This window comes from Paenarthrobacter sp. PPS72, from assembly GCF_048537125.1.
GTDB classification, from domain to species: domain Bacteria; phylum Actinomycetota; class Actinomycetes; order Actinomycetales; family Micrococcaceae; genus Arthrobacter; species Arthrobacter nitroguajacolicus_E.
This window is the reverse complement of sequence record NZ_JBLYIE010000004.1, coordinates 281,310-292,284: the sequence shown is the minus strand read 5'-3', so window position 1 is coordinate 292,284 and position 10,975 is coordinate 281,310. Positions and strand designations below refer to the sequence as shown.

General features: G+C 62.9%; 7 protein-coding genes and 1 pseudogene. 3 read left to right on the top strand and 5 right to left on the bottom strand.

What is annotated here, in order from left to right:
• Window positions 1-114: pseudogene (locus ACLRGI_RS02785) on the top strand (IS481 family transposase); the annotation flags it as partial.
• Between the two features lie 319 nt (window positions 115-433).
• Here ACLRGI_RS02785 and ACLRGI_RS02780 read toward each other — a convergent pair.
• Together ACLRGI_RS02780 and ACLRGI_RS02775 are read right to left on the bottom strand one after the other, a co-directional pair.
• Window positions 434-943: a MarR family winged helix-turn-helix transcriptional regulator gene (locus ACLRGI_RS02780; RefSeq protein WP_024819327.1), complete on the bottom strand. Its 510-nt coding sequence runs from the start codon at window positions 941-943 to the stop codon at window positions 434-436.
• Between the two features lie 69 nt (window positions 944-1,012).
• Entirely contained in the window at window positions 1,013-2,731 is a 1,719-nt protein-coding gene (locus ACLRGI_RS02775; protein ID WP_419200186.1) for an AMP-binding protein, read from the bottom strand.
• A gap of 134 nt (window positions 2,732-2,865) precedes the next feature.
• Between ACLRGI_RS02775 and ACLRGI_RS02770 the strand changes: the two genes are divergently transcribed.
• A complete protein-coding gene (locus ACLRGI_RS02770) occupies window positions 2,866-4,083 on the top strand; it encodes an acyl-CoA dehydrogenase family protein (protein ID WP_419200185.1) in 1,218 nt (405 codons plus the stop codon).
• Between the two features lie 17 nt (window positions 4,084-4,100).
• On the opposite strand, the gene ACLRGI_RS02765 is transcribed toward ACLRGI_RS02770, so the two are convergent.
• The 3 genes from ACLRGI_RS02765 to ACLRGI_RS02755 form a co-directional block, all read right to left on the bottom strand.
• Window positions 4,101-5,702 (bottom strand): APC family permease, encoded by a 1,602-nt coding sequence (locus ACLRGI_RS02765; protein ID WP_419200184.1) that lies wholly within the window; start codon window positions 5,700-5,702, stop codon window positions 4,101-4,103.
• Between the two features lie 156 nt (window positions 5,703-5,858).
• Entirely contained in the window at window positions 5,859-7,511 is a 1,653-nt protein-coding gene (locus ACLRGI_RS02760) for a GMC family oxidoreductase (protein ID WP_419200183.1), read from the bottom strand.
• Window positions 7,512-9,023, bottom strand: coding sequence for an aldehyde dehydrogenase family protein (locus ACLRGI_RS02755; RefSeq protein WP_419200182.1), 1,512 nt, complete (start codon window positions 9,021-9,023; stop codon window positions 7,512-7,514).
• A 104-nt stretch (window positions 9,024-9,127) separates the two neighbouring features.
• On the opposite strand from ACLRGI_RS02755, the gene ACLRGI_RS02750 reads away from it, so the two are divergent.
• Window positions 9,128-10,714: a molybdopterin-dependent oxidoreductase gene (locus ACLRGI_RS02750; RefSeq protein WP_419200181.1), complete on the top strand. Its 1,587-nt coding sequence runs from the start codon at window positions 9,128-9,130 to the stop codon at window positions 10,712-10,714.
• Window positions 10,715-10,975: the final 261 nt, after the last annotated feature.

Below are 10,975 nucleotides of genomic sequence, written 5' to 3'. Positions count from 1 at the left end.
GTCGCCGCATTCGCCGACTGGCTCCATCACTACAATCATCACCGAGGCCACACCTCACTCAAAGGTCAGCCACCAGCCAGCCGCGTCACCAACCTCCGTGGGCAATACACCTAGGCACCTCCTGCCGCGCATGTCGGAGCAGTGCCGGGACATAGATGTGCAGGCCAACGAACTGCATACGGTAAGCATTACTCGCCGCGAACTCGGCGAAGGCATCGCGGGACCTCGCAACCTCCACAGTCGAGGCAGTGACCTCCACCAACCTCCGTGCGGCCGAGAACGAAGGCTTCAACCTCAGGTGGGGGTGTTCGAGACCGGGATAGATGATTCCCTGAGCTACACCCCACCGGACACAGCTACAAGTCAAAGGCCCCACCCCTGTGCCGGGACACCGCCCCTCCAGAACGTAGGGAGCTTCTTGGGGATGAATCCCTTATTCCTCCGTAAAATCCCCGGCGTCCCTGCGGAAGGTGCCGAGGACGCGGATGAGGTGATCGACGTCGTCGGGCCCGAATCCTGACTTGCCGAAAACCTCCGCGTTGAGTGCCGCCGTCGCTTTTTTTGCGAGCGTGCGTCCCTCGGCCGTGAGCTCGATCAGGGTGGTGCGCCCATCGGTTGGGTGCGGTGAGCGGGCAACAAGGGCGGCCTTTTCCAGGCGGTCTACGGCGTTGGTCACCGAGGTGGGATGGACCTGCAACAGCGCGCTGGCTTTGTTCATGGGCAGCGCGCCGCTGCGGGCGAAGCTCAGCAACGCGAGGAGTTCGTAGCGCGCGAATGTCAGCCCGAACGGCTTGAGCACCGTTTCAATGCGCGCAAGGAGGATCTGCTGTGTGCGCATGATCGCGGTGATGGCAGCCATGGGCGCAGCGACATCGCCCCAGCCATGCCGTTCCCAGTTGCGTTGGGCATCGGCAATGGGGTCGCGGGGGAGCGGGGTGCCCATGGGCCTCCTTCGGTTGCTTGGCCTACTGCTTGTTTGGCCTACTGTCCGTTTGGCCTACTGTTCGGTTGCCTAGTCTTTCAGATTCGGGAACTCTTCCTCGGTGTATTCCACTCCAAGACCTGAAGGAAGCGGACCGTCGCCGTGCCTGGCCACTTCCGTGCCACGCAACTCAACCCGCCGGATCTTGCCGGAAATCGTTTTGGGCAGCTCGCCGAATTCGAGGCGGCGGATGCGCTTGAACGGGGCCAGGTGCTCACGGCAATACCTGAGGATGTCCTCCGCAACAGCCGGCCCGGCTTCGTAACCGGCGGCCAGCACCACGAACGCCTTCGGCACGGACAGCTTCACCGCATCAGGTGAAGGAACGACGGCGGCCTCCGCCACTGCGGGGTGTTCGATCAGGACGCTTTCGAGTTCGAAAGGTGACAGGCGGTAGTCCGAGGACTTGAAGACGTCGTCGTCCCGGCCGACGTAAGTGATGACGCCGTCGGAGTCCCTGCTGGCCATGTCGCCGGTGTGATAGTAGCCGTCGCGGAAAGCTTCGGCCGTTTTGGCTTCGTCGCCGAAGTAGCTTTTCATGAGCCCCACGGGCCGGGGGTCCAAGCGCAAGCAGAGTTCGCCGTCGTCGGCTTCCTGGCCGCTGACCGGATCCACCAGAACCACGTCGTATCCCGGCAGTGGCCGACCCATGGAGCCGATCTTCACAGGCTGGGCGGGGGTGTTGGCGATCTGGACGGTGGATTCGGTTTGGCCGAAGCCGTCGCGGATGGTGACGCCCCAGGCTTGCTCCACTTGGCCGATGACCTCGGCGTTGAGCGGTTCGCCGGCAGAGACCACCTTCCGTGGCGGGTTGGCGAGTTGGCTGAGGTCGGCCTGGATGAGCATACGCCAGACCGTGGGCGGGGCACAGAAACTCGTGACGTCTTCGCGACCCATTTGATCCATGAGGGCGCCGGCGTCGAAGCGTTGGTAGTTGTAGATGAAGACCGTGGCTTCGGCGATCCACGGCGTAAAGACGTTGGACCAGGCGTGCTTGGCCCAGCCTGGGGAGGCGACGTTGAGGTGGACATCGCCGGGTTCCAAGCCGATCCAGTACATGGTGGACAGGTGGCCCACGGGGTAGGAAGTGTGAGTGTGCTCCACGAGTTTCGCTCGTGACGTGGTGCCGGACGTGAAGTAGAGCAGGAGAGTCTCGTCCGCCTTGGTGGGGGCGTCGGGCGCAAAGTCCGTTCCGGCGTCGTGCGAGTCTGAGTACTGTTTGGCGTCCGGGTGGGTGCTCTCTGCACCGACCTCGATCAGGGTGTAATTGCCTTCGACGTCGGCGAACTTGCCGATGTTGGCACTTCCGACCGCCACCCAGGTGGCCCCGCCGCGCTCCACCCGATCCTGCAGGTCGCGGGCGCCCATGAGGGTGGTGGTGGGGATCATGACGATGCCCAGTTTGATGCCGGCCAGCATGAGTTCCCACAGCTCAACCTGGTTGCCGAGCATGATGATCATGTGGTCGCCGCGCTTGATGCCCTGGGAGCGCAGCCAGTTGGCCAGTTGGGAGGACCTCTGCGAGAGGTCCCTGAAGGTGCGGCGTGTGGAGCTGCCGTCCTGTTCAACAATGACCAAGGCGGGCTGGCTGCCCCTGGCCTCGTCTGCGGCGATGTGGTGAAACCAGTCGAGCGCGAAGTTGAACTCCTCGAAGCGCGGCCATTGGAATTCTGTGTGGGCCTGCTTGTAGTCCTCGCGCAATTTCAGCAGCCGGTCGCGGGCCGCACGGAAGTCTTCTGTGACTGTCATAGTCCGCCTTTCGCCTTCGGATTTCCTTGGCACCGTTGCCAAAGCATCCCGCCTAGTGATACACATCACCTTGCAATATACTAGGACATCCAAGGGTTTGGAAGAGCCTATGCGGGACATGACGAAGGGGTCTAATGCTCGACGAAAAAGCTGCCGGCACTGTTACCAGCGGTGCGGCATCAGAACACGTCCTGCCTCCTTATCCGGAGGCGGACTTGATGCACGTCATCGACCTGCTCCCACCTGAGGAGCGTGCGCGGTACCTGGAAATCAGGGAGTTCCTGCAGACGCGGATCCGCGCCGCCAGCATCGACTATTGGAACCGGGAGGAATTCCCGTTCGGGCTGCTGGCCGACATGGCCAAGTTCGGGCTGGGCGGGCTGCAAACGGACGGTTCCTCCAAGCTGTTCAAGGGCCTCATGTACACCGAGGTGGCCCGAGCGGACGTTTCCCTGTCGGCACTGGTGGGGATCCACAATGAGCTGATTGTCGGCATGATCGACGAGCTCGGGTCCACGGAGCAGAAGCGCACGTGGCTGCCCGGGCTGGAAGCTTTTACCCAGCTGGGTGCCTTCGCCCTGACAGAACCGGACCATGGATCGGACATCGCCGGGGGGCTCTCGACGACGGCGCGACGCGACGGCGGCGAATGGGTCATCAACGGTGCCAAGCGCTGGATCGGGGCGGCGACGATTGCCGACTTCGCGCTGGTATGGGCGCGGGACGAATCCGACGGTCACATCAAAGGCTTCATCGTGGAGAGCGACCGCCCCGGTTACTCGGCTACCAAGATTTCCCACAAGATCGGCCTGCGCATCATGCAGAATGCGGACATTGTGTTGGACGAGGTCCGTATTCCTGAGGAGAACCTCCTGCCGGGTGCCACGGAGTTCTCAAAAGCCAACGACCTCCTGCGCGATTCCCGGGCATGGGTGGGATGGCAAGCTGCCGGAATTCAGTTGGCCGCCTTTGATATTGCACGTTCCTACGCTTTGGAGCGCCGGCAATTCGGCAAGGAATTGGCCCGGTTCCAGTTGGTGCAACAGCAGCTTGCAGACATTTTGGGCAATGCCAATGCCTCACTGTCCATGATGGTGGAGCTCGCCCGGATTCAGCAGGCCGGAAAACTCCAGATGGTGCAGGCCGCCATGTGCAAAGCCACCACCACCCGGTTGGCCCGTTCGTCGGTGGCGATGGGGCGCTCTTTGCTGGGTGGGAACGGGATCATCACGGATTACGAGATGGCCAAGCTCTTTGGTGACGCAGAGATTCTATATACGTACGAGGGCAGCTACGAGATCAACTCCATGATCGTGGCCCGGGCGGTGACAGGGAAATCTGCGTTCGTCTAGGACCGCCCGGGCATGTGTCATGAGTTCTGCGCTACCGCCAAGGCCGGATCTGCGTCCGGGTCCGGATCCTGAACCGACGGCGCGACCAGGGCTGCGTGTTCGGCCAGGACTCCGGTGTGGTGCCTGATGCGGAGGCGGTAGAGGAGCGTTCCGCCGATGACTACGGCAGCAACGAAGATGACGCCGCCCCATTGCAGGTACCACTCAAAGGGCGGTACCGAGTTATAAATTTCCTGCCGGGGCCACACCAGGTTCAGCGTCATGGCACCGCCCCAGAGGACCGCCAGGATGTTTACGGGAAGTCCCCATTTGCCGAGGCTGAATCCGGGTTCTGATCCGTCGTCCTTGAGGGGCCACTTCTTAAGGAATCGACGCCGCAGCATGGGCACTGTCACGAGCAAGTACGACAAGTAGATCAGGACGATGCTGATGCTGGACAGAATGGTGAAGATGGCCGGCTGGGAAATATTGACGATCAGGGGAATCACAGCGACTACGCCGATGACAATGGCAGCCACGGTGGGGGTTTTCCGGGTGGGATGCACCTTGCTGAGCTGACGGCTGAAGGGGAGGTTGTTGTCCCTGGCCATGGCAAACATCATCCGGATAGCTGCTGCGTGAACGGCCAGGGTGCAGACCACAACAGCTACGACGATGCATGCCAGGAAGGCCTTGCCAAAAGGGCCGCCCAGCACGGACAGCACTATGTACTGCAGCCCGCCATCAGCCGCTCCGAGCTTGGGATCGGAAAGATCGGGTGCGGCAAGGATTCCGCCCAGAAGGAGCAGCCCGCCCAAGAGGAAGGACGCCGTGATGGCTCGCAGGATCGCCCGGGGAGCCGTGCGCTTGGGGTCTTTGGTCTCTTCGCCCAGTGAACTGGCGGTGTCGAAGCCGTACATGACATAACCGGAAGCCATTGCGGCGATGAGGAAGACTCCGAAGAATCCCAAGGGATGTTCTTCGCCGAATCCGTTGGTATCCAGGAGGACTTCCGGTCCGCGCACGGAGTGCCAGATGAGCGCAATAATCAGCAGGACGGCCGCGACCAATTCCACGAACACTCCCACGCTGTTGATCATGGTCATGAGCTTCACACCGAACGCGTTGATGAGCGTGGAAATCCCGATCATGATGCTGGCCAGGATGACCCCGTTGACGGCGAAGTCGTAAGGACCTGTTCCATCACCCACCAGTTGGAAGCCATCCCAGATTTGCGGCAAGGTGATTTGAAGGGCCAGGGCAACAGACCCCAGGGCCATGATGGAGGAGAGCAGCAGCAACCAACCCGCCAACCACGCCCACGTTCCAGTAGAAAGCCTTTTTGCCCAGTTGTAGACCGAACCGGCCACCGGATACCGTCCGGCCAGTTCGGCAAAGCACAGCGCGACCATCAGCTGGCCTACGAAGACGATTGGCCACGACCAGGCGTAGGCGGGTCCCGCCGTCGAAAATCCGAAGTAAAACAGTTGAAAAACGCCGGTGAGGATGGAGATGTAGCTGACGCCGGCGGCGAAGCTGGCAAACTTACCGATGCTGCGGTCAAGGGTTTGGGCATAGCCAAACTCGTCCATGCCGCTCGCATCGCTCTTACAGGGTCCTGATTTGCTGGGTTCTGACATTCGAACTCCTAATTCAGACATGCACGAATGGTGATTACCTGCGGCCGCCATTGGACGCAGTCGAAATCAAAAGCCGGGCACCACAGTGTGCCTCCGGCTGTTCCCCCATTGGTTCTTGCGTGGGTCTAAAGCGTGGATCTAAGAGCAGTTGCCTGTTCAGGCGAGGGACAAGCTGAAGTCCGCCTCCGCCGTCGTGGTTTCCTCCGTCCGGCTGGAACTGAGATCGGCCTTGATGAGGTCGGCGCAGCGCTCGCCGATCATCATCACGGTGATGTTGGGGTTCACGGTGACGTGTTCCGGCATGACAGAGGCGTCGGCCACGCGCAGTCCGGTAACGCCCTTGACCCGCAGTTCGGGATCCAGGGGTGACATGTTGTCCTCCACCGGGCCCATGCGGACCGTACCGACGGGGTGGTAGACGGTGTTGTGTGTTTTGCGGATGTAGTCCTGCAACTCTTCGTCGCTCTGTGCCTCGATGCCGGGGGAGAGCTCCCTGCCGGTCCATTCAGCCATGGCCGGCTGCGCCGCGATTTCACGGGCCTTGCGGATGCCGGCCACCATGACGCGCATGTCGTGCCCCTCCGGATCGGTGAAGTAGCGTGGGTCCACCATCGGCTTGTCGCGGAAATCCCGGCTACGCAAACGAACAGTCCCGCGGGAACGGGCATGGGTGACGTTGGGAGTAAGGCTGAAGCCGTTCTCCGTGGTGGGGTAGCCGTACCGCAGGGTGTTCATGTCAAAGGGTACGGAGCCGTAGTGCATCATCAAATCCGGGCGGTCCAAGCCCTGCTCGGTAGGAGTGAAGATGCCGATCTCCCACCACTGGGTGGAGGTCTGCACCATGGGCTGCTTGGCCTCGAACTGCACCACGCCTTCCGGGTGGTCCTGCAGATGCTCGCCGACGCCGGGGGAATCCACCAGCACCTCGATGCCATGGTGAGCCAGGTGGGCGGCAGGGCCGATGCCGGAAAGCATGAGGAGCTTGGGGGAGTCGATGGCGCCCGTGGACAGGATGACCTCGCGATGTGCTGAGAGCCTGTGCGTCCGGCCGAAAGCCGAGTCCACCACGTCGACGCCGGTGCAGCGCTTGTCCGCGTCGAACACCAGTTGGCGTGCACGCAAGCCGGTCAGCAGTGTGAAGTTTTCACGGTCCACGATCGGGTGGATGTAGGAAACCGAACTGGAAGAACGTGTCCCGTCCGAGCGGCGATTGATCTGGAAGAAATTGGCGCCGCTGATCACGGTGGTGCCGTCATTGAACTTCGCCCGGGGGATGCCGGCCTGCTCGCAGGCATTGAGGAGCGCGACACCCGCGGGGTCCACCGGGGGAACGTTCATCAAGTGCACCGGACCGTCGTGGCCATGGTGTGGAGCATCCGGACCGGCGTCCTCATTGGTTTCCAGCCGCTGGTACAAAGGCCACGCGGCAGCAGCGTTCCAACCGGTGGCGCCATACTTCGACTCCCACTCATCCAGGTCTTCGCGCGGAGCCCAGAAAGCGATGCAGGAGTTGTGGCTGGAGCAGCCGCCCATCACCTTGGCGCGGGCATGGCGCATGAAGGAGTTGCCGTTTTCCTGCGGTTCCACAGGGTAATCCCAGTCGTAGCCGGATTCCAGCAGCTCCATCCAGCGGTCCAGCTGCAGGATCTCCGGCAGGTTGCGGTCATCCGGTCCGGCTTCCACCAGTGCCACGGTAACGGCAGGGTCCTCGCTGAGCCTGGCGGCGACCGCAGCTCCCGCAGATCCGCCGCCAATGACGACGTAATCGAACCCGCGCTCGCTGAGGTTCCCGATGTTGTCGACGTGCATCTATTTCTCCTTGCCGTGGTCCGCGAACCAGCCGGTCACCTGGGGGCTGGTGTTCTGGTAGATGTGCTTGGCTTCCTGGTACTCACCCAGTCCAGTGGGACCGAGCTCGCGGCCGACGCCGGACTGGCCGAAGCCGCCCCACTCAGCCTGCGGAAGGTAGGGGTGGTAGTCGTTGATCCAGACAGTGCCGTGCCGCAAACGGCCCGCGACCCGCTGTGCCTTGCCCGCATCCTGGGTCCAGACGGCACCCGCCAGCCCGTAGATGGTGTCGTTGGCGGTGGCCACGGCTTCGTCTTCCGTGCGGAAGGTTTCCACTGTCACTACCGGGCCAAAGGCTTCATCGACGACTACCGACATTCCCCTCTGGACGCGGTCCAGGATGGTCGGCTGGTAGTAGAAACCGGCGTCGAACTTTTCGCCGTCCGGGGCCGAGCCGCCACACCGCAGTCGTGCGCCTTCGGCCACACCGCGCTGGACGTAGGCATCCACCTTCTCCCGGTGTGCCGCGGAAATCAGCGGTCCGGTTTCGGCGGACTCATCGAACGGGCCACCGAGGCGGATGTCCTTGGCCTTGCGGACCAGTTCGTCAACGAAGCGATCGGCAATGGATTCCTCCACCACCAGCCGCGCCCCGGCGGAGCAAACCTGTCCCGAGTGCACAAAGGCGCCGTTCAGCGCATTGTCGACGGCGGCGTCGAAGTCGGCGTCGGCAAACACGACGTTGGGGTTCTTGCCGCCAAGCTCCAGCGCCACCTTTTTCACGGTGCCGGCTGCGGCTGCGGCGATGCGCTTGCCGGTTTCCAAACCGCCGGTGAAGGAGACCAGATCCACGTCGGGGTGCTCCGAAAGAGGCGCGCCGGCTTCTGGGCCGGGGCCGGTCACCAGGTTGGCGACGCCGTCCGGCAGGCCCAGATCCTGCAGCAGCTGCATGGCAAGGATGGCGGTGGACGGGGTCAGCTCGGCGGGCTTCAGGACGAAGGTGCAACCGGCGGCCAGCGCGGGCGCGATCTTCCACGCGGCCTGAAGCAGCGGGTAATTCCATGGGGTGATGAGGCCGCAGACCCCGACGGGTTCGTAGACTATTTTGCTCACGACGGCGGGGTCCCCGGCGTCCACCACCCGGCCCGCCGACTGCCCGGCGAGGCGTCCGAAATATTCGAAGCAGGCGGCGATGTCGTCCATGTCGATGCGGCTTTCAATGATCCGCTTGCCGGTGTCCAACGATTCGGCGCGGGCGAACTTCTCGCGGCGTTCGCGCAGTTCCGAGGCGACCTTGAGCAGGAAAGTGCCGCGCTCGGGCGCGGGGACGTTCGCCCAAACGCCGGAATCGAAGGCCGCGCGGGCGGCGGATATGGCGCGCTCGGCGTCTTCGCGGCCGGCTTCTGACACCGTGGCGACCAGCTCGCCGTCGGCCGGGTTGTGGATCTCGCGCACGGCACCGGACGCAGCCGGTTCCCAGCGGCCGTTGATGAAGAGCGTGGAGACGGAATCGGAAAATGTGGCTTGGGTCATACGAAGCAGGCTAGTGCACTTTGAACATCTGTTCAAGGAAAATTATGAACAGATGTTCAAAGTGACACACCCATCCCTGCTTCCCGCTGCTACGAACCACTGACATGAAAAAGCTCGGACTCCGGACCAAAGGCCCCGAAACCATGGCAGCGCTGGCAGGCGTGGTGTCGGCCGCCGTCGTGCTCGCCGTTGCCGAGCTGGTCGGCGCCTTCTTCACTGCCAGGGCAACCCCGGTGTTTGCCCTGGGATCCACGTTCATCGACTTCACGCCGTCGTGGCTGAAGGACTTTGCGATCGCCACTTTCGGTACGAACGACAAAGCTGCGTTGTTCGTGGGCATGGGCCTGACCATCGCCGTATTGGCGTGCGTCCTGGGAGTTGTGGCCTACAAGAAGTGGGCCCTCGGCGTCCTGGGCGTGCTGTTCATGGGCGCAGTGATCGTGGCCGCGGTCCTGACTCGCGCAAGCGTGGGACCCGCCGACGCCATTCCCTCCGTCGTAGGAACCATCGCCGGCCTCATCGCCCTGCGCCGCCTCATCGTGCCATTGTGGGGGCTGAAGTCGTGGCCTGAAACACCCGCCGACATAGCGTCCGACGCCGACACTCACGTGGGCGGCTCCGGTACCAGCCGCCGTCGCTTCTTCGCTGCTGCAGGGATCACTGCGGTGGCCGCCGGAATCGCGGCGACCGGTGGGCGGCTACTGGGTGCAGCACGCAACAATATTGCGCAGGCCCGGGATGCACTCAAGCTGCCGGCGCCGATTAAGGCTGCGCCCCCTGTGCCTGCCGGCGTCCAGTCACCGGTCCCGGGAGTGTTCCCCTGGCTGACGCCGAACAGTGAGTTCTACCGCATTGATACGGCCCTGAGCGTCCCGGAAATCAACGTCGATGACTGGGTACTGCGGGTGCACGGAATGGTTGAGGAGGAAGTAACCCTCACCTTCCAGGACCTGCTCGACGCCGACCTGATCGAATCGCACGTCACCCTCACCTGCGTGTCCAACCCGGTGGGCGGGAAGCTTGCCGGAAACGCCAAGTGGCTGGGAATGCCCATCCGTGAAGTCCTGGCCATGGCCAAGCCGAAGGATGGTGCGGACATGGTGCTCTCAACATCCATTGACGGTTTCAGCGCGTCCACTCCGCTGGAGGTCCTGCAGGATGACCGTGATGCCATGCTGGCCATAGGCATGAACGATGAGCCGCTTCCTTTAGAGCACGGATACCCTGTGCGGATGGTGGTTCCGGGACTTTACGGCTTCGTCTCCGCCACCAAATGGGTGGTTGACCTGGAGGTCACCCGCTTCGCGGACAGCAAGGCTTACTGGACCCAGCGAGGCTGGTCGGAGCGCGGCCCCATCAAGACCATGGCACGCGTGGATGTACCGGCGTCCTTTGCGAGATTGAAGGCAGGCAAGGTCGCTGTGGGCGGCACCGCATGGGCGCAGACGCGCGGAATCACCAAGGTGGAAGTGCAGATCGACGACGGCGATTGGGTGGAAGCGACCCTCTCCGACGAAGCCTCCACCATCACGTGGCGCCAGTGGTCCTACGAATGGGATGCCACGCCCGGCATGCACTACGTCAAGGCCAGGGCCACCGACAGCACCGGCGAAACCCAGACGGACACGCGCGCCGATCCAGTGCCCGACGGAGCCTCGGGCTGGCCGTCGGTGGCAGTGACCGTGGAGTAGCTGTTCAGCTGGGCGGCTCAGTTTCGAAACACCGACTGGCCGCATCGAGCCTGAATCATCCCACCAAGGGTGTTTCTTATCGAGGGCAGTGGGACGGGAAAGTGTGTAGCGTTTAGGGTACCTTCACCGGGCAGTTTTGCGGGCGGGTCTTACGGGAATTCTGGTTCCGCAGAATGACGCGAATTTTGCTTAGCGCTGGTTGGGACCGCATGGCGGCCGGTGGGGGGACCGTCTATCGGGCCCGCTGCGCAGGAAGGGTCA

What these genes read in the sequence shown, in the direction of transcription:
- ACLRGI_RS02770 (WP_419200185.1), top strand. Translation starts at nt 2,866, where the DNA reads ATGCTCGACGAAAAAGCTGCCGGCACTGTTACCAGCGGTGCGGCATCA.
- ACLRGI_RS02750 (WP_419200181.1), top strand. Translation starts at nt 9,128, where the DNA reads ATGAAAAAGCTCGGACTCCGGACCAAAGGCCCCGAAACCATGGCAGCG.
- ACLRGI_RS02760 (WP_419200183.1), bottom strand. Translation starts at nt 7,511, where the DNA reads ATGCACGTCGACAACATCGGGAACCTCAGCGAGCGCGGGTTCGATTAC.
- ACLRGI_RS02780 (WP_024819327.1), bottom strand. Translation starts at nt 943, where the DNA reads ATGGGCACCCCGCTCCCCCGCGACCCCATTGCCGATGCCCAACGCAAC.
- ACLRGI_RS02765 (WP_419200184.1), bottom strand. Translation starts at nt 5,702, where the DNA reads ATGTCAGAACCCAGCAAATCAGGACCCTGTAAGAGCGATGCGAGCGGC.
- ACLRGI_RS02775 (WP_419200186.1), bottom strand. Translation starts at nt 2,731, where the DNA reads ATGACAGTCACAGAAGACTTCCGTGCGGCCCGCGACCGGCTGCTGAAA.
- ACLRGI_RS02755 (WP_419200182.1), bottom strand. Translation starts at nt 9,023, where the DNA reads ATGACCCAAGCCACATTTTCCGATTCCGTCTCCACGCTCTTCATCAAC.